Origin of the sequence: Aureibaculum koreense, assembly GCF_034296135.1 — a bacterium.
Taxonomy (GTDB): Bacteria; Bacteroidota; Bacteroidia; order Flavobacteriales; family Flavobacteriaceae; genus Aureibaculum.
In genome coordinates this window covers 107601-132686 of the sequence record NZ_JAXKVV010000007.1, presented here as the reverse complement: position 1 = coordinate 132686, position 25086 = coordinate 107601, and the positions used below count along the sequence as shown (strand labels likewise).

At 34.9% G+C, this 25086-nt stretch carries 21 protein-coding genes; 13 read left to right on the top strand and 8 right to left on the bottom strand.

Annotated features, from left to right (window positions below; all coding sequences use genetic code 11):
• Positions 1-14 precede the first annotated feature (14 nt).
• The 3 genes from UMM65_RS08670 to UMM65_RS08660 all read left to right on the top strand — a co-directional run bounded on the left by UMM65_RS08670 (position 15) and on the right by UMM65_RS08660 (position 5642).
• Positions 15-2984 carry a SusC/RagA family TonB-linked outer membrane protein gene (locus UMM65_RS08670; protein WP_321976109.1) on the top strand — a complete coding sequence of 990 codons (2970 nt, stop codon included), beginning with the start codon at positions 15-17 and terminating at the stop codon, positions 2982-2984.
• A gap of 20 nt (positions 2985-3004) precedes the next feature.
• Positions 3005-4354, top strand: coding sequence for a RagB/SusD family nutrient uptake outer membrane protein (locus UMM65_RS08665; protein WP_321976108.1), 1350 nt, complete (start codon positions 3005-3007; stop codon positions 4352-4354).
• A gap of 103 nt (positions 4355-4457) precedes the next feature.
• On the top strand, positions 4458-5642 hold the full coding sequence (locus UMM65_RS08660) for an exo-beta-N-acetylmuramidase NamZ family protein (RefSeq protein ID WP_321976107.1): 1185 nt from the start codon (positions 4458-4460) through the stop codon (positions 5640-5642).
• Between the two features lie 205 nt (positions 5643-5847).
• Here the strand turns inward: UMM65_RS08660 and UMM65_RS08655 are convergent, their stop codons facing one another.
• Complete coding sequence (locus UMM65_RS08655; protein ID WP_321976106.1) at positions 5848-6225, bottom strand: DUF983 domain-containing protein; 378 nt, start codon at positions 6223-6225, stop codon at positions 5848-5850.
• 285 nt (positions 6226-6510) lie between these two features.
• On the opposite strand from UMM65_RS08655, the gene UMM65_RS08650 reads away from it, so the two are divergent.
• Both UMM65_RS08650 and UMM65_RS08645 read left to right on the top strand, forming a co-directional pair.
• Positions 6511-8427, top strand: coding sequence for an ABC-F family ATP-binding cassette domain-containing protein (locus UMM65_RS08650; RefSeq protein ID WP_321976105.1), 1917 nt, complete (start codon positions 6511-6513; stop codon positions 8425-8427).
• 195 nt (positions 8428-8622) lie between these two features.
• A complete protein-coding gene (locus tag UMM65_RS08645; RefSeq protein ID WP_321976104.1) occupies positions 8623-9222 on the top strand; it encodes a DUF7103 family protein in 600 nt (199 codons plus the stop codon).
• A gap of 9 nt (positions 9223-9231) precedes the next feature.
• Here the strand turns inward: UMM65_RS08645 and UMM65_RS08640 are convergent, their stop codons facing one another.
• The 6 genes from UMM65_RS08640 to UMM65_RS08615 are packed head-to-tail and all read right to left on the bottom strand — an operon-like array spanning position 9232 to position 16468.
• Positions 9232-10773, bottom strand: coding sequence for an acyl-CoA carboxylase subunit beta (locus tag UMM65_RS08640; protein ID WP_321976103.1), 1542 nt, complete (start codon positions 10771-10773; stop codon positions 9232-9234).
• Between the two features lie 6 nt (positions 10774-10779).
• Complete coding sequence (gene accC / locus UMM65_RS08635; protein WP_321976158.1) at positions 10780-12219, bottom strand: acetyl-CoA carboxylase biotin carboxylase subunit; 1440 nt, start codon at positions 12217-12219, stop codon at positions 10780-10782.
• A 9-nt stretch (positions 12220-12228) separates the two neighbouring features.
• A complete protein-coding gene (locus tag UMM65_RS08630) occupies positions 12229-12717 on the bottom strand; it encodes an acyl-CoA carboxylase biotin carboxyl carrier protein subunit (RefSeq protein WP_321976102.1) in 489 nt (162 codons plus the stop codon).
• Between the two features lie 42 nt (positions 12718-12759).
• Complete coding sequence (locus tag UMM65_RS08625; RefSeq protein ID WP_321976101.1) at positions 12760-13419, bottom strand: 3'-5' exonuclease; 660 nt, start codon at positions 13417-13419, stop codon at positions 12760-12762.
• A gap of 16 nt (positions 13420-13435) precedes the next feature.
• Complete coding sequence (locus UMM65_RS08620) at positions 13436-15346, bottom strand: DUF294 nucleotidyltransferase-like domain-containing protein (RefSeq protein ID WP_321976100.1); 1911 nt, start codon at positions 15344-15346, stop codon at positions 13436-13438.
• A 33-nt stretch (positions 15347-15379) separates the two neighbouring features.
• Entirely contained in the window at positions 15380-16468 is a 1089-nt protein-coding gene (locus UMM65_RS08615; RefSeq protein ID WP_321976099.1) for a M42 family metallopeptidase, read from the bottom strand.
• Between the two features lie 105 nt (positions 16469-16573).
• Here UMM65_RS08615 and UMM65_RS08610 point away from each other — a divergent pair, with 105 nt between their 5' ends.
• Positions 16574-17260 carry a DUF4294 domain-containing protein gene (locus UMM65_RS08610; RefSeq protein WP_321976098.1) on the top strand — a complete coding sequence of 229 codons (687 nt, stop codon included), beginning with the start codon at positions 16574-16576 and terminating at the stop codon, positions 17258-17260.
• A 93-nt stretch (positions 17261-17353) separates the two neighbouring features.
• On the opposite strand, the gene UMM65_RS08605 is transcribed toward UMM65_RS08610, so the two are convergent.
• Positions 17354-17677 carry a YbaB/EbfC family nucleoid-associated protein gene (locus tag UMM65_RS08605; RefSeq protein ID WP_321976097.1) on the bottom strand — a complete coding sequence of 108 codons (324 nt, stop codon included), beginning with the start codon at positions 17675-17677 and terminating at the stop codon, positions 17354-17356.
• Between the two features lie 89 nt (positions 17678-17766).
• Here UMM65_RS08605 and UMM65_RS08600 point away from each other — a divergent pair, with 89 nt between their 5' ends.
• The 7 genes from UMM65_RS08600 (at position 17767) to UMM65_RS08570 (ending at position 25064) form a co-directional block, all read left to right on the top strand.
• Positions 17767-19935 carry a S9 family peptidase gene (locus tag UMM65_RS08600; protein ID WP_321976096.1) on the top strand — a complete coding sequence of 723 codons (2169 nt, stop codon included), beginning with the start codon at positions 17767-17769 and terminating at the stop codon, positions 19933-19935.
• 111 nt (positions 19936-20046) lie between these two features.
• The gene (locus tag UMM65_RS08595) at positions 20047-21084 is read left to right on the top strand and encodes a PLP-dependent cysteine synthase family protein (RefSeq protein WP_321976095.1); all 1038 of its coding nucleotides are present in this window, start codon (positions 20047-20049) and stop codon (positions 21082-21084) included.
• A 161-nt stretch (positions 21085-21245) separates the two neighbouring features.
• Positions 21246-22493 carry an aminotransferase class I/II-fold pyridoxal phosphate-dependent enzyme gene (locus UMM65_RS08590; RefSeq protein ID WP_321976094.1) on the top strand — a complete coding sequence of 416 codons (1248 nt, stop codon included), beginning with the start codon at positions 21246-21248 and terminating at the stop codon, positions 22491-22493.
• Positions 22494-22704: 211 nt separating this feature from the next.
• Positions 22705-23049, top strand: a complete 345-nt coding sequence (locus UMM65_RS08585) for an RNA methyltransferase (protein WP_321976093.1) — start codon at positions 22705-22707, stop codon at positions 23047-23049.
• Between the two features lie 9 nt (positions 23050-23058).
• Complete coding sequence (locus UMM65_RS08580) at positions 23059-23424, top strand: VOC family protein (protein WP_321976092.1); 366 nt, start codon at positions 23059-23061, stop codon at positions 23422-23424.
• A 132-nt stretch (positions 23425-23556) separates the two neighbouring features.
• Positions 23557-24327, top strand: coding sequence for a response regulator transcription factor (locus UMM65_RS08575; protein WP_321976091.1), 771 nt, complete (start codon positions 23557-23559; stop codon positions 24325-24327).
• Between the two features lie 137 nt (positions 24328-24464).
• Positions 24465-25064: a hypothetical protein gene (locus UMM65_RS08570; RefSeq protein WP_321976090.1), complete on the top strand. Its 600-nt coding sequence runs from the start codon at positions 24465-24467 to the stop codon at positions 25062-25064.
• Positions 25065-25086 lie beyond the last annotated feature (22 nt).

Below are 25086 nucleotides of genomic sequence, written 5' to 3'. Positions count from 1 at the left end.
AAACTCTAACTCAAATGAAAAAAAACTCTAATTTATTTTCAGCTATCCTGATGTTATTTTTTGTGCAGTTTTTGGTTGCACAATCAGTAACTATTTCAGGAACGGTAACGGATGACTTTGGTGAGACAATTCCTGGGGTAACCGTCCAAATTAAGAACACAAACAAAGGAGCGGTTACCGATTTCTCAGGTAACTATACCCTTCAAGCAAATGTAAATTCAGGTAGTAACACGCTCGTTTTCAGGTCGGTTGGTTATACCACTAAAGAAATTTCTTTTGATTACGAATCACAGTCTGAAATAAAAATAGATGCACAAATGAGTGCGGATATTTTAGGCTTGGACGAGGTGGTAATTACGGGTGTGGGAGCATTAACGGCAAAAAAACAAATTGGTAACACCATTTCGAGTGTTAGTGGTTTAGATATTGCCGAATCGGCAGCTCTTGATGTAACCGGTGCTCTTTCGGGAAAACTGGCAGGGATTCAAGTTTCCCAGAATTCAGGTGATCCAGCGGGTGGTATCAGTGTCCGTCTAAGAAGTGCCAGCACTGTTAACGGTAGTTCTGATCCGCTATATATTATAGATGGTGTAATCGTGAATAACAATTCAACGAATGTACTTGGTGTAACCAGTATTGTCCAAAATCGATTATCGGATATCAACCCTCAAGACATTGACAGAATCGAGGTTATAAAAGGTGCGGCAGCTGCCGCGATATATGGTTCAAGAGCCAGTAACGGTGTCGTACAAATTTTTACTAAAAAAGGAAAAACCGGCGAACCAATTGTTACGTTTTCAACCAGTGTAAACTTTAATTCATTAAGAAAAAAGCGTGATTTTAACGAAGAACCTTTTGATTGGACTTCAAGTGATATTACAGATTTGACCAAGGAACCTGTAACCAGATACGATTATCAAGATATGGTTTTTCAAAGTTCTGTAGGTACTGATAATTACGTTTCTATTGCAGGAGGGATGGAAAAGACAAATTACTTCGCTTCGCTTTCTTATTTACAGAATGATGGTATTATGAAAGGCACGGACTTTCAAAGAACTGGTGGAAGAATAAGAATTAATCAAGATATTAACGATTGGGCTTCTGCCTCAATAGGAACTTATTTTTCAACAAGTAACAGTAACGATATGCCAAATGGAGGTTATGGTTTTGGTGTACTGCAAACCATATTATTTACCAATAATAAAATAGACCCTTCTAAAGATGCTGATGGTAATTATCCAAATATGACTTTCTACCCCAATATTTTTGAGTATATCGAAACTTTTGAATTTAAACAAAAAAACAATAGGGTAATTAGTGATTTACAATTGAATTTAAAACCAGTTGAAGGTTTAAATATAAACTACACCTTGGGTTACGATAATTCAGAATCAACAGGTACGACTTATGTTCCCATCGGAACGAACACGAGAGTGCTAGGTAGTGCCAGTACTTCTACCATAAGCACTAAACAAATCAACAGTGATTTGAATGCGACTTTTATGACGGATATTAGTGATAAATTTGAATCTACCACTACCGCAGGCTTTTCTTGGCAATCTGATGATACGGATGTAAGAGCTATTTCAGCATCTGGATTGGCCTTAGGCGTAAAAACTACGGATGGAGCTGCAACAATATCGACGAACGAAGATAGAAGCCAAAGAACATTTTGGGGTGGTTTTGTACAACAAACCTTCGGTTTTGATAGTAAACTTTTTGTAACCGGAGCCATAAGGTTAGATGGTTCTTCTGTATTTGGAGCTGAGGAAAGAAATCAATTTTACCCAAAAGCGAGTATGTCCTATTTGCTTTCACAAGAAGATTTTTGGGAAAATAGTTTAGGAAGCCTATTTGATAGCTTTAAAATTAGAGCAGCTTGGGGACAAGCAGGAAACCTAACTGCTATTGGTCCTTTTGACCGCTTTTCAAATTATGCGGCAACAAGCATTGACGGTAGTTCAGGTTTAATCGCTCCAAGTAGATTGGGAAATCCCGATTTAAAACCAGAAAGACAAACGGAATTGGAGTTTGGTGTGGACATGAGTTTATTTAAAAATAGATTAGGTATTGAACTGACTTATTACACGCAAGATATTGAAGACCTTTTGTTGGCCAGAACATTGTCGCCTTCTACAGGAGCAGGTTCTAGAATCGAAAATATCGGTACCATGAAAAATAAAGGTTTTGAAGCATTGGTTACAGCAACACCAGTTCAATCTGGTGATTTTACCTGGTCCGTTACGGGTACTTTCTCGACCAATAAAAATGAAGTGAATAATATAGAAGGAGAACAATTCGGAATTGGAAATTTCGGATTTTCAGTTGCTAAAAATGGCCAATCACTTGGTGTATTTTATCAGGGCTTTTATGCAAGAAATGATGATGGAAGCTTGTTGTTGACACCAGCAGGTCTTCCACAAAGGGAAAAAGGCTCTGTTGATGCAAACGGTAATCCTGTTCCCGAAAGAGATGCATCTGGTCAGCCTAGTGGAGCGAATTTAAGCAAGGTTATTGGTGACCCAAACCCTGACTTTATAGCTTCTTTGATTAATGAAGTAACTTATAAAAACTTTTCTTTCAGGATGCAGTTTGATGCTGTACAAGGTGTTGATATATTAAGCTGGGATACTAGAATGTTCTATCGTTTTGGTGGTGGCCCGGAAACCGCTAAGGAATTAAGAGGGGAATTGCCCAGAGGAACAGGAGCAGCTAAATTTGGCATAGCGGAATCTTATATTGAAGATGGCTCTTTTATAAAATTACGTGAACTATCAGCTTCTTATTCATTAAATGAGCCTTTAAAAGGAGTTGACAAGGTTAAATTTACTTTAACAGGACGTAACCTATTGTCTTTTGATAACTTTTCAAGTTATGATCCAGAGGTGAATATGGACGCTCAAAGTAATGGTTCTAGAGGGGGTATTATGGGGCTAACTCCCATACCTAGAGTAATTAAGTTAGGTGTAACAGCAACATTTTAAATTTTAAAAATATAAAAAAGATGAAAAATTCAAAAACATATAAATTTTTAGTGATTCTGTTGATGGTCAGTTGTCTATTTACGGGTTGCGAAACTGAATTTGAGAATCCTAATAACCCTACCGAGGAAGTGGTTTTAGGTACAAAAGATGGTCTTTTTGCATTAAGTATAGGTATAAGACAATATTATTCAACATCTACATTGCGGCAAGTAATCGAAGCTCCTGGAATTACGACAAGAGAATTGGGCGTTACCAATACTTTTTTGAATATTAACGAATTGGCAAAAGGTGGAGCTGAATTACCAGGAGAAAGTGGTGGTATTACTAATCCATGGGTAAGTCTTTTAAAAGCTAAAGGAATGGCAGAATCGTTAATTGAGGGTGCTAATAACGTAGAGTTTACCAATAATGGCACTAGAAGTGGACTTATTGCTTATGGTAATTTGTTCAAGGCTATGTGCTTGGGATACATGATTCAGATGTATGAGCAAGTACCGATAGATAATGCGGCAGATGGTGCAGCACCGTTCAGCGATAGAGCAACTGTTTTAGCTGAATGTATTGCATTGTTAAAAGAGGCTCGCGATTTACTTGCAGCAACTCCAATGTCTGATGACTTTAAATCAAAAGTGCTTTGGGCAGATTTGGATTTAGAAAAGACTATCAATGCATTTTTGTCGAGATACCAATTAATAGCTGGTAATTATGTCGAGGCTATTACGGCTGCAGATGCCGTTTTAAATTCAAGTAGTTCAATAAATTCAATGTGGGTTTATGATGCCAATAATCAAAACCCTATTTGGAACAGAACGGTAAATTCGGCTGATTTAAATCCACAATCTAATTTTGGATTACAAGGGGCATATATCCCAGAAGCAGGAGATGGACGTACAGATTTTTATTTAGGTGCACCTGCAGGAAATGCCAATGCCGATGCAGGTGGACAGCCGTTAAGTGAAATGCTCGGATTTTTTGCATCGAGTACTTCACCCATTCCAATCTACCTTCCTGGAGAAATGATGTTAAACAAAGCGGAAGCCTATGCAAGACAGAATCAATTAACTGATGCCGTAACTCAGTTAAATTTAGTAAGACAGAAAAATAATGATCCGTTGGGTGTTAATGCAAATCTTCCGGCATGGTCTGGTAACACAACAAGTCAAACCGATATTTTAGAGGAAATTTATAAAAATCGTGGTATTGAAATGTTTTTAACAGGTATGAGACTTGAAGATAGCCGAAGGTTTCATCCAAATTTTGCGGTTCCACAGGAAGCGAACACCACTAATGAAAGGAACAGGAATTTCTATCCCTATCCAACGATTGAAAGAGAAAACAATCCAAACACACCACCTGATCCATCTATTTAGAATGTATTATTTGAGTTAGTTATGAGCGTATTTAAAGTATAAGTTATTATCTTTAAATACGCTTTATAATTATATTAATTTATTCCCTAATCAAAAAATTACAATGAAAGTACGAACCGGCCTAGATGTCTTAGTCAACGATAAATCCCTTCAACGAAAGTTTAACGGTAATGTGGCATTGTTATGTCATAATGCCTCAATAGATTCAGAATTTAGCCATGCTGCAATTAGGTTTCAAGAAATATTTGGCTCTAAATTTATAAAACTCTTTGGACCACAACATGGATTTTCAACTGATGTTCAGGATAATATGGTAGAAACCGATCACTTTATCCACCCTTATTTTAAGATTCCCGTGTATTCATTGTATTCGGAAACACGTATTCCGACGGATGAAATGCTTGAGGGTATAGATCATTTATTTATTGACCTTCAAGATGTGGGCTGTAGAATGTACACTTACATTTATACACTTACCTATATTCTGGAAAAATGTGCCGATAAAGATATTCAAATTGTTGTGTTGGATAGGCCAAACCCAATTAATGGAATTGATGTGGAAGGAAATACATTGGATATGGAATTTGAGTCGTTTATCGGGAGGCATCCTATTCCAGTAAGGCATGCAATGACAATTGGTGAAGTGGCTCTGATGCACCAAAAGTTTTGGGCGGAGAAAAAGATTAATTTGGAAGTGATAAAAATGCAACATTGGAAACGCGAAATGTTTTATGACGATACTAAATTACCATGGTTGTTACCTTCACCAAATTTGGCACGTTCTGAAAGTGCTTGTACTTTTCCGTCAACGGTTATTTTTGAAGGCACAACTTTAAGTGAGGGCAGAGGCACAACCCAATCTTTGGAAATAGTAGGGCATCCGAAAATTGAGCCCTATTCCTTTTATAAAAACCACCTTCAGGATAGCCTAAAAAAATCTAAGTTAAAAGGTGTAGCAATTAGACCAATAACATTTTTACCCACATTTCAAAAACAAGCAAATCAGGTTTGTGGCGGTTTTCAAATTCACATTACCGATAAAAAAACTTTTCAACCTTGGCGAGTTGGTCAGTTTTTAATGCGAGAACTGTACCATCATTTAGGGGATGATTTTGAATGGAAAAAACCTCCTTACGAATATGATTATACACGAAAACCAATTGATATTATTAATGGAACTGATAAATTAAGGCATTGGGTTGAGAATAACGAACCTTTGGAAATGTTAGAAGCTCTGGAAAATTTAGAAGCATACAAAAAACAGTTGAATGAGATTAAAATTTATTAGATGGGTATAGATAGTATTTTATTGATCCTGCGGTTACAATCGTTTAAGATGCAACTGTTTATATTGATTAAAAAAGAGATAACGAAAGTCCTCCCCTTTTTTCAAGGGGAGGTGCCCAAGGGACATTTAATATTTTAGAGAATTTTTAAGGGCGGAGGGGTTTTGCGGTTAATGAAAATTCTAGACATGACTCTTAAAAAAAACATCAATTTTTCAACTTATCATTATAATGAACAAACATATTAGCATAAATCAACCTTGCTAAACGTAAAGTGAGAGGTGTAAAAACTACTAATAACACAAAAATGCTAATAAAAATAGTGAGTAGGTCCACCCCAAATAGATATAAAACAATAAAAGTAATTATTGACATCCCTACGGTCAATCCATAAGATACATACATAGCTCCATAGAAAAAAGAAGGCTCAATTTCATATTTAAAATTGCAGTTTGGGCAATTTGGTTTCATCTTTAGCACTTTTTTTAAATGTAACGGGTTGTTATCCTCAAAAAAGGAGCCTTCATGGCATTTCGGGCATTTATTAAAAATAATACTATAAATTTTACTGCCTTTTTTAAACATAGTTAGTGTTAAAATAAATGATACTTTTGCAAAGGTAAAATTTAATCAAAAGAATTCCTAGAGCATTGTCTCTAGGTTTCCGATTTACCTCTCCCTGCCCGTCCGGCAGGCGGGCTTTGGAGAGGTCGAAACTGCTTTTTTTAGCAGTTTAGGGTGAGGTAAAATATAAAATTTCATTTTTATTGACCATAATAAAAAGAAATTGGTTAGAATACGTCTATTATTTAGTGTCGGGATTTTTCGATTTATAGAAATTTTTTATTTAATTCATAATTGTAACAAAAGATGCTTAACGCACATAACATAACGGTTTCATTTGCTGGAGAAGATTTGTTTTCTGGAATCACCTTTAAATTGGTAGGTGGAGATAGAGTAGGGTTAGTTGGTAAAAACGGAGCTGGAAAATCAACCTTGTTGAAGATTATTGCCAAAGAACAAGAATACGACAAAGGTACATTGGCGTTAGAAAAAAACCTCAGAATTGGGTTTTTAAAACAAGATATTGACTTCGTATTTGGTAGAACGGTATTGGAAGAAGCCTATCAAGCCTTTACAGAGATAAAAGAGGTAGAAAAGAAGTTGGAAGAAGTAAATGTTGCTTTAGTTGAGCGTACCGATTATGAAAGTGAAGGCTATCATCAATTAATGGTAGATTTAAGTGATCTGACCCATCGTTTTGAATTGATTGGTGGTTACAATTATCAAGGCGATACCGAGAAAATTTTACAGGGTCTGGGTTTTAAACGCGAAGATTTTGATAAATTGACCGATACTTTTTCTGGTGGATGGCGTATGCGTATAGAACTCGCGAAGCTCCTTCTTCAGAATAATGACATTTTACTGCTGGATGAACCTACCAATCACTTGGATATTGAATCCATTATTTGGTTGGAAGAGTTTTTGAAAAGCTATCCAGGGGCAATTATGCTGGTTTCGCATGATAAGATGTTTTTGGATAATGTAACCAACCGTACCATAGAAATTTCCCTTGGTAAAATTTACGATTATAAATATCCATATTCCAAATATTTAGTGCAACGAAAAGAATTGAAGGAAAAACAACTGCAGACTCAAAAAAATCAGGAAAAAGAAATACAACGTACAGAACAACTTATTGAAAAGTTCAGGGCGAAAGCCAGTAAAGCAACGATGGCACAATCGCTGATTAAAAAACTGAACAAAGTTGAGCGAATTGAAGTTGATGCGGAAGATAATTCGGTAATGAAAGTACGTTTTCCTATGTCCGTACAACCTGGAAAGGTAGTTGTTGAAGCAAAAAATTTGGCTAAAAATTATGGAGACAACCAAGTACTGAAGAATGTAAATTTATTGATTGAGCGGAATAGCAAAATAGCTTTCGTAGGTCAAAACGGACAAGGGAAATCCACATTAGCGAAAATGATTGTTGGCGAAATTCCTTACGACGGCAATTTAAAACTTGGACATAATGTGCAAATAGGATATTTTGCTCAAAACCAGGCAGAATATCTTGATGGAGAGAAGACCGTATTACAAACCATGGAAGATGCTTCCAATGACGGAAATCGCGTTAAAGTTCGCGACATGTTGGGTGGTTTTTTATTTGGTGGTGACGATGTGGAAAAGAAAGTAAAAGTACTTTCTGGTGGTGAGCGGAACCGATTGGCGTTATGTAAAATGTTACTTTCCCCTTTTAATGTGTTGGTGATGGATGAGCCAACGAACCACTTGGATATTGCCTCAAAAAATGTATTGAAACAAGCACTTCATAATTTTGAAGGTACTTTGATTTTAGTTTCTCACGATAGGGATTTTTTACAGGGGTTGACCAAAACGGTGTACGAATTTAAAGATAGCCGCATCAAAGAATATTTGGGTGATATCGATTATTACTTGGAAGAACATAATTTGGAAAATTTGCGTGAAGTAGAAAAGCGAACCAAAGTGACGAAAGTGGCTTCAACTCCAAAAAATGACGCTAAAAACGATTATGAAAAAGAGAAGGAAGTCAAAAAAGCACAGAATAAACTTTCTAATATAGAAACGCAAATAGCTGATTTAGAGAAAGAGGTTGCTCAAATAGACAAAAAGCTATCGGACGAAAGCCAATACGAAAAAGTAACCGCTAAACCTGATTTCTTTAAAAATTACCAAGCTAAAAAAGATAAAATTAATACCTTAATGCAAGAATGGGAAAATTTACATGAGGTGTTGGAAGGGTAGTAGCCTATCCCCCGCCCTTTCCAAAGGAAAGGGAGTTTGGTACTTGATGGTTATAAATTTTCCATAAATTACAATATCTTAAGAAAAAAGATTTCACTAAGAAATAAAAATAAAATCACAATTTCTTTGTGACCCTAGTGAACTGCATTTGTGTCCTTTGTGGTTAAGTACATAAATTTTGTACATTTATATCTGATGAAACTTCAAATAAAAAATAAATATACTACGGATGATACTACTTTTTTAGTGGTAGAACAACTCATTGCTATTATTTGTATATTCATTCCTCTGTTTTTATATCTGGCTGATAATAATACGGTTAGAGGTAGCATAAGTGCTTATGTAGATATGGACAATAGCTATATTTATGGGCTTTTATTAGGAATAGCCGCCATGTTATTTATTTTTAACGGAGCCTTGTATTTTAAAACCACCCCAAAACCCAATATGAATTATAAAAAGAATAGGGGCAAGTGGTATAATATTATTTTAGGCGTAGCTCTAATGGGAGTTACTTTATTTCCATACAATGGGAAACTATCCTTGTTGCATTATTTTTTTACTATTGTTTTCTTTGCGGGAAGTGCTGTGGTTATGTTTCTTTTTCAGAACCCCAAGCACATGCTTATCAGTAGAATTTTGGCAATAATATCACTATTTGGACTGGGATTGTGTGTATTTGGAAGTGAGAATTTTTTCAACCTGTTTTGGGCGGAATGGATCGCTCTAGTAATGATAGGCCTCTATTATATTTTGGAATCTAAAGATATAATCCTGCTAAAAAGAAAGAATTAAATTTACTTTTTACAACGGAATATTTCCATGTTTCCTGTTTGGTTTTACAACTTCTTTATTTTCTAGCATACTAAACGCCTTTAGTAATTTTCTACGGGTACTTTTTGGAAGAATAACTTCATCTATAAATCCACGTTTAGCTGCTCGGTAAGGATTGGCAAATTTTTCGGCATATTCCGCTTCTTTTTCTGCCAGTTTTGCTGCTGGGTCATCAGATGCTTGAATTTCCCTTTTGAAAATAATTTCACTTGCACCTTTGGCTCCCATAACAGCAATTTCGGCACTTGGCCATGCAAAATTCATGTCTGCTCCAATATGTTTTGAGTTCATCACGTCATAAGCACCACCGTAAGCTTTTCTGGTAATTACGGTAACCCTGGGTACGGTAGCCTCGCTTAAAGCATATAACAATTTTGCACCGTTAACAATAATACCGTTCCATTCTTGATCTGTACCCGGTAAAAACCCTGGAACATCAACCAATACCAATAAAGGAATATTAAAACAATCGCAAAAACGGGTAAAACGTGCAGCTTTCTTCGAGCTGTTTACATCCAAGACTCCCGCCAAAAACATAGGTTGGTTAGCAATAATGCCGATACTCCTTCCACCCAATCTAGCAAATCCTACAATTATATTCTCTGCATAATCTTTATGGATTTCAAAAAAAGAATCTTCATCAATAATACCTTTAATAACCTCGTGCATATCGTAAGGTTTATTGGCATTATCAGGCACAATGCTTCCCAGTATTTCCCTTACTTCATCTTTTAAGTTAAAGGGTAAATTTTTAGCGGTTTGTTTATTATTCTGCGGTAAATAACTCAATAATTTTTTAATATCCTCTAGACAAGCTACATCATTTGCGGAGGTAATATGTGCCACACCAGATTTTATGGAATGTGCCGTTGCACCGCCCAGTTCTTCACTGGTCACTTCCTCGTTGGTTACGGTTTTTACCACATTGGGGCCAGTAACAAACATATAACTGGTGTTTTCTACCATAATTGTAAAATCTGTCATGGCAGGAGAATAAACTGCCCCACCGGCACAAGGTCCCATAATGGCTGAAATTTGTGGAATTACACCTGAAGATTGTACATTTCTATAAAAAATATCGGCATATCCTCCTAACGATTTTACACCTTCTTGAATTCTAGCACCACCAGAATCGTTTAATCCGATTAGTGGAGCACCTACTTTTAAAGCGGCATCCATAATTTTACAAATTTTTTCGGCATGGGTCTCAGATAAAGCCCCACCAAAAACGGTAAAATCTTGAGCAAAAATATAAATCAAACGACCAATTATTGTACCGTAGCCAGTAACAACACCATCACCTAAAAATTGCTGTTTCTCCATACCGAAATCGGTTGTTCTGTGTGTAACAAGCATTCCCATTTCTTCAAAAGATCCTTCATCGAGCAAATAATCGATTCGCTCTCTGGCGGTTAGTTTTTTCTTATGGTGTTGTTTATCAATTCGTTTTTGACCACCACCTAATTTAGCTTCTGCAATTTTTTCTTCTAATTTCTTTTCTTTGGGATCCATAGTTAATTAGTTTGGCAATTGTAGTGTTTTTTTGTCTTCCAGATATTTTTTTATTGCGATAAGTGAAGCAATTTTAGCTTCTTGTTCTGTGTCTTTCTTAATTGCTTCTGGCGAGTAGTAATTTTTAACAAAATGCGTATCAAAATTCCCTGTACGAAAAGCTTCATGTTCGCAAACAAATTTTCCAAAGAATAACGTGGTCTCAATACCTTTTATTTGATAGTCTGTTATGGCTTTAATCATTAATTCAATAGCCTCTTCACGTGTGTTGCCATAGGTAATTAACTTTGCCAACATTGGGTCGTAGTATATGGGGACATCCATACCTTCTTCAAAGCCATTGTCAACTCGGATATTTTCTCCGATAGGTATTTTATAGATTTCTAATTTACCTACACTTGGCAAAAAATTATTCAACGGATCTTCGGCGTAAACTCTTAATTCTAAAGCGTGACCATTAATTTTTAAGTCATTCTGATTGATTGGTAATTCCTCCCCACGGGCTACACGAATTTGAAGTTCAACCAAATCCACACCAGTAATCAATTCTGTAACAGGATGTTCAACTTGTAATCTGGTATTCATTTCCAAAAAATAGAAGTTATGGTCGGCGTCCAAAAGAAATTCCACCGTTCCCGCCCCTAAATAATCACACGCTCTTGCAACGTTAATGGCCGCTTCCCCCATTTTTTCTCTTAGTTCAGGTGTTAAAACCGAAGACGGGGCTTCTTCCACCACTTTTTGATGGCGACGTTGTATACTGCATTCCCTCTCAAATAAATGCACAATATTACCATGGTTGTCTGCCATAATTTGAATTTCAATATGCCTTGGAGAAGCCACATATTTTTCTATGAACACAGCACCATTACCAAATGCGGAAGTAGCTTCACTAATGGCACGATTCATTTGTTCTTCAACATCTTTTTCTTTTTCTACCACTCGCATACCTTTACCACCACCACCGGCAGCTGCTTTGATCAAAATTGGAAAGCCAATTTCTTTGGCAATTTGAATTGCTTCTTTCGTGTCGGTTACGGCTCTATCAATACCGGGAACCATAGGAATATCATAATTTTTAACAGCCTCTTTTGCTTCTAATTTATCCCCCATCATTTTAATGGCCTTTGATTTTGGACCGATAAAAATAATATTGTTTTTTTCGCAAAATTCGGCAAATTCGGCATTTTCGCTTAAAAAACCATATCCCGGATGGATTGCATCCACATTCAATTTTTTGGCAACTTCAATAATTTTATCACCACGTAAATAGGATTCGCTAGATGGTGGTTCTCCAATACAAACAGCTTCATCTGCAAATTTAACATGTGGTGTATTTCTATCCGCCGATGAATAAACGGCAACAGTTTTGATACCCATTTTTTTTGCCGTTTTCATTACTCTGATAGCAATTTCCCCTCTGTTGGCTATTAGTATTTTATTTATCTTCATATCTTACGATTCAAACTCAATCAATAATGTTCCTTTCTCTACTGTGTTTCCTTTAATGGCAGTTATAGATTTTATAACTCCATCGCGTGGAGAGGTAATTACATTTTCCATTTTCATGGCCTCAAGTATTAATAATGTCTCATCTTCTTTTACTTCTTGTCCTACTTTTACATTGATATCTAAAATCAAACCGGGCATTGGAGCTTTGATAGTATTAACATTTTTTGTTGATGCCAAGGCAAAGCCCATTTCATTAATCAAATTGTCTAAAGGACTTGAAATAGATACTTCATAAATAGTATTGTTAACTTTTATGACATATTGTTTTTGGTTAAAATTAGAGCTTGTAATTTCAGCGGTATAAGATTTGTTTTTTTGGAGCAAGTGAAATTTGTTTTCTGAAATTGAAACGGCGTCTAGTGAAGAGATTTCATCATCCGAAATATCAAATTCAAAAGTTTGATTCACTTTAACTTTATACTCGTTGCTCATTTTAAAATTGTTAGGCGTTTCAGATTATTTTAATTCTTGCTACTAAAATAAATCTTTTAATTTTAAATTACCGTTTTTGTCCAATCTAGCCAAAATCTTTTGAAATGCAATGGCGGTTATCAGTGCGTCTCCAGTAGCGGTATGGCGGTCAGTTTTTTCAATTTTCAATTCTTCGCAAAGATCGTCCAAGCTGTAATTTTTTAGATTTTCTTGATATACCAAGTGTTTCGATTTTTTGAAAAGCACACCTGTATCCAGATATTGATTTCTAAGCTTTCCTAAATTATTTCTCAGTAGCATACGGTTCATCATTTCAATGTCAAAACCCACATGGTGCCCTACTAAAATATCATTTTTCACATAACTTAAAAATTGTTTGATGGCTTCAATTTCCGTTACTTTACTCTGATTGGGATTGTTTTTTAGGATTTCATGAATTTCGACCGATTCAGATTTAAAAACCTCTTGTTGAACATACACCTCAAAAGTGTCGTTAACATTAATGGTATTGTCTAAAACGGAAATAGCCCCAATAGATAAAACTCTGTCTTTTACAACATTGAGACCTGTAGTTTCGGTATCAAAAACTACAAAGCGAGTTTCTGACAATAATTTTTTTTCATCTTTTTTAAAACCCTCTAAATACGTTTTGTACGAATCGGGATAGTTCTTTTTTTTAAATAAGCTACCAATGCCAAACATTATAAATTGTACTAAATTAGTTTGTTATTCTAAAACGAAATTTTAATAATTCCTGAATTTCTCTAATGGGTTTAAAACAGCGTTTTAGTTTTAATTTTTCTTCCTTGCTTAAAGTTTCTAAATTTATAAATTTTCCGGAATCGTTATTTGCCAGACCTTGTTTGGTCTTGAATTTTAACAATGCTTTAAAAGCATAAGAGCAAGAATCATATAATTCCTTGTTCTCGGGTTCTAATTCCGCTAATGTTTCGTATCGGAGGGCTGTATTGTTTATGTTTTTTATTCTATGCGATAAAATCAACAAACGAGCGGCATCTATCAAAGGCATTAAAGCTCTAACTTTTATATTGAAAAAATCTTCATACTCACCATTTTTTTCCAGTACCAATTGTCTAAAAAAACCTAGCGGGGGCGGACTTATTAAAATATCTTTTGCCAGCTGTGTTAATAGATTTGAAGATTGATCTAAAGCTTTAAAAATACTATCCGTTAAACTTTCGATCATCAATTTATTACCATAAATAATATTGTAATCAAAAAATATGGAGGATAAAAGAATAGCTTTTTCGTTGGGCCTTAAAATCCAACTTTCAAATTGATTTTTCCAAGCTGTTAAGGACATGCACCATTGCGGATTGCTTGCCATCATTTCCGCTGGACAATATTCATATCCTATTTTGTGCAATGACTTTGTGATATGCCCCGAAAGTTTTAAAAAATACGCTTGTGTTTCTTCATATTTATTTTTAGGAACGTTTTCAAAAACCAAAGCACTGTCTTGATCTGTATATAACAATTGTTCACTTCTGCCTTGGCTGCCCAATGCGAGCCAAATAAATTGGACTGGAGGAGAAGTGTCCATTTTTCTTAAAGCGTTTTCTATAACACGATAGGTGATAGCATCGTTAATTCCCGAAATTATTTTAGTAATATGTCTTATCGGAATATTTTGATCTAAATACGACTGCAACAAATAGTGTGTTTTGCTTCTAACACTTCTCAATCGTTTGGTGCTTTGAGCCCTTTTTATTTCTTTTAAAAGTGCCGAAGGGCTATTACCTAAGGATATTAAAATATCATGTTGGGTTAGAATACCGATTAAAGCGGAATGGCTTGTTCCGTCTTTGGTTACGCACAAATGATCTATATTGTACTTTATCATTTGCAGTTGAGCTTCGGCAATGGTAATGTTCTTTTTACATGTTTTTACGGGGCTGGACATAATATTTTTTACCTCGGTATCGATAGGGAACTTACCGGTGGCAACGTTGTGCTTTAAATCACTATTGGTAACAATACCAACGGGATTGCTTTTAGAATTGACCACGACAATACAACCAATATTATGTTGGCTCATTTTTATTGCAGCTTCCTTTACAGTTGTATCTCGTTTGCACTTAATTGGTTTCTTGGTGTATTTTACAGACTGTAAATTTGAAATGTCTTCATTGTTCGAAGGTATATAGTCTTGAAATATTTCAACACTTTGTTCTTGCGTGTAGGGGTCAAAGGCGTTAGATGCAAATGTAGTAATTAGATATTTATTTATTTTTTTATCGTTATCCGAAACACGTTGAAAAATAGCTATAGGGATAGCATAAATAATGGACTCTTCATTGGCGGTGGCCTCTAGGGTGTAATTTTCCTCTGCCAACAAAGCTCGCAAACCGAATATATCTCCGCCATCGCAAATATCGACCATTTCTTTTTGCCCCGATTTTTTTCTATACAATCCAACAGCACCATTTCTGACGATGTAAAAGTCCTCGTGATATTTTTCGTTTTCGCTAAAAACAGTTTTTCCTTTTTCTAGATATATTATCTTAACCTCTTCCGAAATTGTTTTTAATTTTTCATCATTTAACAAATCAAACGGCGGAAACTTTTTGATAAAATCTTTGACCCTTTCGGCAATGGAATTCTTCATTCAGTTGTTTAAAATTTAGGATTGGCCCTTCTTTTAATCGAAATAACTAAAAGTCTCACCGTCTTTAATTTGCAATAACGATTCGTAAATCAATCTGATTACGTTTTCAACATCGTCTTTATGTACCATTTCAACAGTGGTGTGCATGTAACGTAACGGTAAGGAAATCAATGCACTTGCTACACCACTGTTGCTATAAGCAAAGGCATCTGTATCTGTTCCCGTGGCACGAGATAACGCGGCTCGTTGAAAAGGAATTTTTTGTTTTTCGGCGGTTTCGGTAATCAAATCTCGTAATTTTTGCTGAACCGCAGGTGCATAAGCCACAACTGGTCCCTTACCAGTTTCACAATGCCCCTGTTTCTTTTTCTCGATCATTGGCGTAGTAGTGTCATGGGTTACATCGGTAACAATAGCTGCGTTGGGCTGAATTCGTTCTGCTATCATCTGTGCACCGCGTAATCCAATTTCTTCCTGAACGGAATTTACTATGTACAATCCAAAAGGTAATTTCTTTTTGTTCTCTTTTAACAATCTGGCAACTTCGGCAATCATAAATCCGCCCATTCGGTTGTCTAAAGCCCTACATACAAAATTGTCTTTATTTAGGATGTGAAATTCATCTGGATAGGTAATTACACAGCCCACATGAACACCTAATTTTTCAACTTCATCTTTGGTTTTGCAGCCACAGTCAATAAAAATATTATCAGGTTTAGGTGCTTCTTCTTTCGATTTATTGCGTGTGTGTATTGCCGGCCAACCAAAAACACCCTTAACTATACCTTTTTTGGTGTGTATATTTACGATTTTACTTGGAGCAATTTGATGGTCTGAACCGCCATTTCTAACTACATAAATCAACCCATTATCAGATATATAATTTACGTACCACGAAATTTCATCGGCATGACCCTCAATAACTACTTTATATTTTGCTTTTGGATTGATAACGCCAACTGCGGTTCCGTAAGTGTCCGTAATAAATTCGTCCACATAAGGTTTTAGGTATTCCATCCATATTTTTTGCCCGTCCCATTCATAACCTGTGGGTGATGCATTGTTTAAATATTTTTCTAAAAATGTAATTGATTTTTTTGTGAGGATACTGTTTTTCGACATAATCTTAAGTTAAGTTTAATAATTTATCTCAAAATTAACGTTTATATTTTAAACGCTATGAATAGAATCTAGTAATTTTGGAACGATTTTAGTACAGGTATTTATATGAAGAAAATTTTGATTATATTATTTTTATGTTCATCGTTTTTTACAATAGCACAAATCGTAAAAAAGGATACCATTATTGACGATAAAATATTGATAGAGGGAGACTCCATCATGTTTACATTGGACGATGTGATGGTACTGAGCAAATTAAAGTTCAACTCTACCAAAGAACAGCGTTATTATTACTGGTATTGGAAAAAGGTGCACAATGCCTACCCGTTTGCGAAATTGGCAGCGGAAAGATTATTACAGCTCAATGCACAATTAGAGAAAATAAAATCGACCAGAAAACGTAAAAAGCATATTAAAAAGATGCAAAAGTTTATGGAAGATGAGTTTACGGATAAATTAAAAAAAATGACCCGAACCGAGGGTAGAATATTAATAAAATTGATACACCGGCAGACTGGATTGACCACTTTTGAATTGATAAAAGAATACCGTAGTGGTTGGAAAGCTTTTTGGTACAATACCACGGCGGGGTTGTTTAAATTATCACTTAAAAGTGAATACCATCCTGAAAGTGAAGCGATTGATTTTTTAATAGAAGATATTTTACAGCGTTCTTTTGTGCAAGGTAAGCTTGAAAGACAAAAAGCGAGACTAGCTATAGATTATCTAGAACTGGTGCCAAAATATAAAAATATTGATATTGTTGAGGTTGTGAACAATAGAGATAAATAAATGGTCTGAAATATTTTTTCTATTTGCAACTTTAAACTCTTTTAATAGGTAATCCCTAACAAAACAACCTTGCAGAGCAGAAAACCAAAGCGTTTATCCAAATAAATCCAATCCAGGAATATTTGGCATTCCGTCTTTCGCAGCTGCTGCCATTTCAGCTTCATTAATTTCGTTAGCTTTCTTAAGAGCATCGTTGAGTGCAAGTATTAAGAAATCTTCCAACTGTTCTTTGTCTTGGAAAAGACTATCGTCAATTGCGATGTCCTTGACCGCTCTATTGGCCGTAACCGTTACCTTTATTTTCCCTTGATTGGAAGTGCCTTCAACTAAAACCGTATCTAATCGTTTTTTGGTTTCCTCTATTTTTTGTTGGGTTTCTTTAAGTTTGCCCATCATACCTTGTAAATCTCCAAACATTGTTTATTGTTTAATCTTGTGATAGTTTAATTGTGCAACCATTCCCTGCAAATTTACTATTTTTACCGTGAAATCCTAAAAAGTTAAAAATGAATAAAATTGTTCCTATTTTCCTGATTGTTCTCATTACTTTTGTTGCTTCATGCAAAAAAGAAAATATGCAAGCCCAAGATGATATTAAGCCACCAGTTGCCGATGTAGTTCCCAAAGAAATGGAAATTCATGGTGATACCAGAATTGACAATTATTATTGGATTAGATTGTCTGACGAGCAAAAAAATGCTGAAAGCCCTGATGAGCATGCACAAAAGGTTAGAGATTATTTAAATGCAGAAAACGACTATTTTGAGAAAAAGTTGGGTCATACTGAAGAATTCAGAGAGGAATTATTTCAAGAAATGAAATCAAGGATTAAAGAAGACGATGAATCTGTACCTTATAAAGATAATGGGTATTACTACATTACACGTTATGTAAAACATGGTCAATATCCAATTTACGCCCGTAAAAAAGAGACGCTGGAAGCTGATGAGGAGTTATTGTTCGATGTCAATAAAATGGCAGAAGTTCATGAATATTATCGCCTAGGAGGCTTAAATGTGAGTCCTAACAACAAAATGGTAGCTTTTGCCGTGGATACGATTAGTCGTCGTCAATACGTACTACAATTCAAAAATTTAGAAACCGGCGAAATCTTGCCCGAAAAGATAGAAAACACTTCGGGTTCTTCGGTTTGGGCAAATGATAATAAAACGGTTTTTTATACTAAGAAAAACCCAACCACTTTACGTGCAGAAAGGGTATTTAAACATATTTTAGGTACGGACCCTAAAGAAGATGTTGAAGTTTATTACGAAGAAGATGATACCTACAGTACCTACGCCTTTAAGACAAAATCCAATCAATTTATAGCCATTGGGTCTAGTAGCACTTTAACAACTGAATATCAGGTTTTAAGTGCAAATAATCCTGACGGTAAATTTAAAGTTGTACAACCAAGGATTAAGGGGTTGGAATATCATATTTCGCACTTTAAGGATAATTTTTATATCTATACCAATAAAGACGAAGCGTCAAATTTTAAATTGATGAAAACGCCAATTAACAAGACAGGCTCAGAAAACTGGGTAGATGTTATTCCACACAGAGAAGACGTTTTATTAGAGGATATATCTATTTTTAAGGACTATTTGGTATTGGAAGAACGTACAAACGGATTAAATAAAATTCGAATTAAAAGATGGGACGGAACGGCTGATGAATATTTACCATTTAATGAAGAAACCTATTCGGTAAATGTTAGTAATAACCCTGAATTTGATACAGACACCCTGAGGTATGCCTATAATTCTTTTACAACTCCAGCGTCTATCATTGATTATAACATGAAGGATAAAACCAAAGAAATCAAAAAAGAACAAGAGGTTTTGGGCGGTAAATTTGATAAGGATAATTACACAAGCGAAAGAATATGGGTCACTGCTAGAGATGGAAAAAAAGTGGCAGTTTCAATCGTTCATAGAAAAGATACCAAATTAGGAAAGGACACACCATTGTTGCTTTATGCTTATGGTTCTTACGGAAATACTATTCCCGACGGATTTAGCACTACGCGTTTAAGTCTGTTGGACAGAGGTTTTGTATATGCCGTGGCACACATTCGCGGTAGCCAATATTTGGGCAGGCAATGGTATGAAGATGGAAAACTGTTTAAAAAAATGAATACGTTTACCGATTTTATAGATTGCTCCAAATATTTGATTGAAAATAATTATACATCGGCTGATCATTTATATGCTATGGGTGGATCGGCCGGTGGATTGTTGATGGGAGCTGTTGTTAATATGAATCCTGAATTGTATAACGGCGTGGTGGCTGCCGTACCATTTGTAGATGTGGTTACTACCATGTTGGACGAAACCATTCCACTAACTACCTTTGAATATGACGAATGGGGCAACCCGAACGAAAAAGAGTATTACGACTATATGTTGTCTTATTCCCCTTATGATAATGTTAAAAAACAAGATTATCCTAATATGCTGATTACAACCGGTTTGCATGATAGTCAAGTCCAGTATTACGAACCTGCAAAATGGATTGCCAAATTAAGGGCGTACAAAACGGACGATAATTTATTGGTCATGCATACAGACATGGAATCTGGACATGGTGGTGCTTCGGGCAGATTTAATGCTTTAAAAGATACGGCTAGGGATTATGGGTTTATCCTCGAAATGGAAGGAATAAAGGATTAATTATCAATTATTTATAATCCAAAAATGGGTTTTTTTATTAGATTTTTAGAGCGATTTAAAAAAAAGCAGTAAATTTGTCCGTTAGTTAATAATAATTAGAATTGATTTTTTATGAGTCATAAATTAGGTATTAACCAAAACATTTTAGAGCTTATTGGTAATACACCAATGATAAAGTTAAATAAAATTACCACCAAATTAAAAGGTAAGTTCTATACAAAGTTTGAAGGTTACAACCCAGGTCATTCAACCAAAGATAGAATTGCCTTACATATTATCGAACAAGCCGAAAAACAAGGCTTAATCAAAAAAGGAACTACAATTATAGAAACTACATCTGGTAATACAGGTTTTAGTATTGCCATGGTCAGCATCATAAAAGGTTACGATTGTATTTTAGCGGTATCTTCCAAGTCATCAAATGATAAAATAGATATGCTAAAAGCGATGGGTGCAAAAGTTTATGTTTGCCCAGCTCATGTTAGTGCTGATGATCCTCGTTCTTATTATAATGTAGCTAAAAAATTGCATTCTGAAATTGCAGATTCGGTTTATATAAATCAATATTTCAATCAGTTGAACATTGATGCCCATTATAATACAACTGGTCCCGAAATTTGGGAACAGACCAATGGGGCAATAACACATTTAGTTGCCGCTAGCGGTACAGGAGGGACTATTTCTGGAACAGCAAAATATTTAAAGGAACAAAATCCAAATATTAAAATTATAGGCGTTGACGCTTTTGGTTCGGTACTGAAAAAGTTCCACGAAACCGGTGAGTTAGATATTAATGAAAGCTATCCATACCGTATTGAAGGTTTAGGTAAAAATTTAATTCCTACCGCTACTGATTTTGATATTATTGATGAATTTGAAAAGGTAAATGATGAGGATAGTGCCCATAGAGCTAGAGAAATAGCCTTAACAGAGGGGATTTTTGCGGGTTACACAAGTGGTGCAGCCATGCAAGCTGTTTTTCAATTGGCAGAAAAAGGAGAGTTTGACAAAAACAGTAAAGTTGTTGTTGTTTTTCCAGATCACGGTTCAAGATATATGAGTAAAGTCTATAGCGACCAATGGATGCAAGAACAAGGCTTTTTTGATACTGAAAAATTTGCTCAAGCGGAAATTGAGCATATTAAATAAAATTTTTAAATAAAATAATAAGGGCTTCATTTCTGAAGCCTTTTTTTATGCTTTTTATATTATTTTCATTTAAAAATAGTACCTTGTTAAAAAAGAGTTGCCAAGTAGCTTAAAATACATTAAAAAATTAGTTACTTTGCAATATTAAATAGAGATGTTAGATGAAAGATTTATTTGAAAGAATAATTAAAGATAAAGGACCATTAGGTAAATGGGCCGAACAAGCAGAGGGATATTATGTTTTTCCCAAATTAGAAGGGCCTATATCCAATAGGATGAGCTTCAATGGGAAAAAAGTAATTACATGGAGTATTAATGATTACTTAGGTTTAGCGAATCATCCAGAAGTGATAAAGGCAGATGCAGAGGCTGCTGCTGAACACGGTATGGCTTACCCAATGGGTGCCAGAATGATGTCGGGCCACACTACTTTTCACGAGCAGTTAGAGCAAGAATGTGCTGAATTTGTGAATAAAGAGGCAGCCTATTTGGTCAATTTCGGGTACCAAGGTATGGTTTCAGCCATAGATGCGTTGGTAACAAAGCACGACGTTATTGTTTACGATATGGACACACACGCTTGTATTATTGATGGCGTGCGTTTACATGCAGGTAAAAGGTTTGTTTATAAACATAATGATGTTGACAGTTTAGAAAAAAATTTAAAAAGAGCCACTAAAATGGCTAATGAAAATGGTGGAGGCATTCTAGTTATATCCGAAGGTGTTTTTGGCATGCGTGGAGAGCAGGGTAAACTCAAAGAGATTGCAGCACTTAAGAAAAAATATAATTTCAGATTTTTAGTAGATGATGCTCATGGCTTTGGTACATTGGGAGAAGGCGGTAGAGGAGCAGGAGTAGAGCAAGGTGTTCAAGATGATATTGACGTGTATTTTGCAACATTCGCAAAATCTATGGCGGGTATTGGTGCTTTCTTTGCAGCCGATAAGGATATAATACAATATTTAAAATACAATATGCGTTCGCAAATGTTTGCCAAATCATTGCCTATGGCTATGGTTAAAGGAGCTTTAAAACGTTTGGACATGTTACGCACCATGCCAGAGCTTAAAGAAAAACTCTGGGAAAATGTAAATGCACTTCAGTCAGGACTAAAAGAAAACGGATTTGACATTGGTAATACCAATACCTGTGTAACGCCCGTGTTTTTAGAAGGAGATATTCCTGAAGCTATGGCAATGGTCAACGATTTAAGGGAAAACCATGGTATCTTTTGCTCTATTGTGGTGTATCCAGTTATTCCAAAAGGAATGATTTTGTTAAGGATGATTCCGACGGCGGCACACACTTTACAAGATGTAGAAGAAACAATTGTGGCTTATTCTGCCATAAGAGATAAACTAAAACAAGGTGTTTATAAAAAAATAGCAGAGGCTATGCTCGGGTAGTTAAGCAGAGAATCACTTTTTATTTTTTATGAAAAATTGTGTGAATCGCTTATCCCGAACGACCATAGGGAGATTCGGGAACTCATCAATTAGACTACTATAAAAAAAGATAATATCCCAAATTCCAATAGTGGAGTTTGGGATTTTTTTGTTTCGGGATTATCAAAAGTAAAATAAACCGTAAATTAGTCATTCAAAATCAACAAATAAAATGGCATACGATGAGCATTTAGGTGAACGAATCACCGAAATCTTAAAAACTAAAAACGTTGATTTTTACAGCAAAAAAATGATGGGTGGGTTGATTTTTTTAATCAATGAAAAAATGACTTGTGGTATTCATATTGATAAAAAATACGGAGACAGTTTGCTAATGGCAAAAATTGGGGTTCAGGCCTATGAAGAAGAAATAAAAAAAGAAGTTTGTCTACAGATGGATTTTACTGGCAGACCTATGAAAGGTTATATTTTTATAACACCCAAAGGTTTTGATTTAGAATCGGATTTAAAATATTGGATAGATAAAGCCTTAGATTTAAATAAAACATTAAAATAACCACTTCAAATGCAATACACTCCAAAATCAATCAGAGCCTTTATTGGAGCAAAGAATTATGAAATTTCAAGAAATTCTTATCAAGACATGGGTTTTGAAGAATTTATAACCTCACCTAAAATGTTGTATTTTAGATTAGCAGATTTTGGATTTTATTTGCAAGATTATTTCGTGAGAGATTGGGTGGACAATAGCATGTTGTTTTTAGAAGTTGAAAATTTAGAAAAGCATTTTGAAGGAATTAAAAACCTAAATCTCGATAAAAAATATAAAAACGTGCGTATCTCCGAAATAGTCAAAAACGATTGGGGAAATGAATTTTTTATACACGACCCTTCAGGCATATTATGGCATATCGGTGAGTTTAAAATTTGAATTATTAATTTAAGAAGTAGCTGTAGTGCATAAATTAAATAAATGAGATCAATAGAGCTAATATTATTAATACTGGCATATTCCACCATAATAATAACAATATTTGTTATCTTAATTTGTTATAAAAGAAATATGGAAAATTGGGAAACCATTGCGTTTGCCTTTTCATTGCTTCTTTTTATAATATCGATAACAATACCCCTATTCGTTTATGAAAATAATACATCCGAAGCTGCTAATGGGTTTATTCTTATCTCAATGATTTTTATAGGTCTTACCACTCCATTGAGTATTCTTCCGGAAAGGCAACATAAAGTACCCTCATATTTGATTAAGGTACTTTACATTATCACAATTTTACTTGTTTTAATTGCTTGCGTTGCCTTTTTTGTCGATAAGATTGCTTATTTAGAAAACGTAATTGTAGCATTTTTAGGAATATCAGTAATTCTATCCATGTTCTTGATACGTAAGACAAAACCAAAAAAAAATGTGGCTCACCTCGAAAAAGTAAATCGGATTTTTGCAATAGTTTTTTTGATTGTAGTACCAATGTCTCTTGCAGCTAATTATATATTCGTGGATAAAGGTTATAACTTAAGAATTGGATTTACCTTACCATTGGTCTTTATCCTTCTTGCATTAAACAAGCTTTTGGATGATTTACAAAGACTGTATTTAATTAAGCCGCATCTAGAGCTAAACGAACAACACTTTAAAAATTATTCACTTTCAGATAGAGAAAAAGAGGTTGCTAAATTACTAGCAAAAGGAAAAACCTATAAACAAATTTCAGAAATGCTTTTTATATCCATGCCTACTGTAAAATCACATGCCAGTAATATTTATAAAAAATGTGGTGTCAAGACAAGATCAGAGCTTATTGTACTTTTAATCAATTAGTCACCATTCATTATGTTTCCGCTTTCACTTCTCATACTTTTGTATGATTTTAGTGTAGCATACATATTTTCTACAAAAGTATGACACTCTAATTATAATCATGACTATATATTTGTCCAAACAAAAGATTAAAAGTTATGATAAAAACTTTATTAACATTCGTATTAATGTCATGGAGTATGATAGGATTGGCTCAGAAAGAATCCATAAAAGAGGAAAAGAAAACTCGTTTTTTTATTGCCTATGAAATTGGAGAAGCTGTATTCAATAAATTTCAATCTCATTCTGGCGAAATAGGATTAAGGTTTAGAAACAATCATTTACTACGACTAGTTCATATGAATGTAAATTTGTCAGAACAACACCTGTCTTCTTCTTTTGCAAAAGCTGTTGATGGCCCCAATGTTAAGGGTAAATTTTTTGGATTTGAAGCTTTTTACGATTTTACGGTCTTTAGGGATAAACTGTACGTAGGACCCTCGGTCGGATATTACAAAAGTGAATACAATCACACTATTTTAGATGAGGAGCTTAAAAATGATTTTTCACCGACTATTGGCGTCGGTATAAGTTATAGAGAAACAAACCTATTCGGCGTGAAAGGCTTATTTACAACCTTTTCAATTCCCTTAAGAATAGATTTAAAACCAACGAAAAAAACAAAATTGGGTGAAACGACCATTGTTGGCGGTGTATTTGATCAAAATATTTGGTTTTTTATAGGTTTTGAATTTTAAAAGTAAATTTAAAAAAATGATT

Excerpts from the sequence above, each read along its gene's own strand:
- UMM65_RS08670 (WP_321976109.1), top strand. The coding sequence starts at position 15 with ATGAAAAAAAACTCTAATTTATTTTCAGCTATCCTGATGTTATTTTTT.
- UMM65_RS08665 (WP_321976108.1), top strand. The coding sequence starts at position 3,005 with ATGAAAAATTCAAAAACATATAAATTTTTAGTGATTCTGTTGATGGTC.
- UMM65_RS08660 (WP_321976107.1), top strand. The coding sequence starts at position 4,458 with ATGAAAGTACGAACCGGCCTAGATGTCTTAGTCAACGATAAATCCCTT.
- UMM65_RS08655 (WP_321976106.1), bottom strand. The coding sequence starts at position 6,225 with ATGTTTAAAAAAGGCAGTAAAATTTATAGTATTATTTTTAATAAATGC.
- UMM65_RS08650 (WP_321976105.1), top strand. The coding sequence starts at position 6,511 with ATGCTTAACGCACATAACATAACGGTTTCATTTGCTGGAGAAGATTTG.
- UMM65_RS08645 (WP_321976104.1), top strand. The coding sequence starts at position 8,623 with ATGAAACTTCAAATAAAAAATAAATATACTACGGATGATACTACTTTT.
- UMM65_RS08640 (WP_321976103.1), bottom strand. The coding sequence starts at position 10,773 with ATGGATCCCAAAGAAAAGAAATTAGAAGAAAAAATTGCAGAAGCTAAA.
- UMM65_RS08630 (WP_321976102.1), bottom strand. The coding sequence starts at position 12,717 with ATGAGCAACGAGTATAAAGTTAAAGTGAATCAAACTTTTGAATTTGAT.
- UMM65_RS08625 (WP_321976101.1), bottom strand. The coding sequence starts at position 13,419 with ATGTTTGGCATTGGTAGCTTATTTAAAAAAAAGAACTATCCCGATTCG.
- UMM65_RS08620 (WP_321976100.1), bottom strand. The coding sequence starts at position 15,346 with ATGAAGAATTCCATTGCCGAAAGGGTCAAAGATTTTATCAAAAAGTTT.
- UMM65_RS08615 (WP_321976099.1), bottom strand. The coding sequence starts at position 16,468 with ATGTCGAAAAACAGTATCCTCACAAAAAAATCAATTACATTTTTAGAA.
- UMM65_RS08610 (WP_321976098.1), top strand. The coding sequence starts at position 16,574 with ATGAAGAAAATTTTGATTATATTATTTTTATGTTCATCGTTTTTTACA.
- UMM65_RS08605 (WP_321976097.1), bottom strand. The coding sequence starts at position 17,677 with ATGTTTGGAGATTTACAAGGTATGATGGGCAAACTTAAAGAAACCCAA.
- UMM65_RS08600 (WP_321976096.1), top strand. The coding sequence starts at position 17,767 with ATGAATAAAATTGTTCCTATTTTCCTGATTGTTCTCATTACTTTTGTT.
- UMM65_RS08595 (WP_321976095.1), top strand. The coding sequence starts at position 20,047 with ATGAGTCATAAATTAGGTATTAACCAAAACATTTTAGAGCTTATTGGT.
- UMM65_RS08590 (WP_321976094.1), top strand. The coding sequence starts at position 21,246 with ATGAAAGATTTATTTGAAAGAATAATTAAAGATAAAGGACCATTAGGT.
- UMM65_RS08585 (WP_321976093.1), top strand. The coding sequence starts at position 22,705 with ATGGCATACGATGAGCATTTAGGTGAACGAATCACCGAAATCTTAAAA.
- UMM65_RS08580 (WP_321976092.1), top strand. The coding sequence starts at position 23,059 with ATGCAATACACTCCAAAATCAATCAGAGCCTTTATTGGAGCAAAGAAT.
- UMM65_RS08575 (WP_321976091.1), top strand. The coding sequence starts at position 23,557 with ATGGAAAATTGGGAAACCATTGCGTTTGCCTTTTCATTGCTTCTTTTT.
- UMM65_RS08570 (WP_321976090.1), top strand. The coding sequence starts at position 24,465 with ATGATAAAAACTTTATTAACATTCGTATTAATGTCATGGAGTATGATA.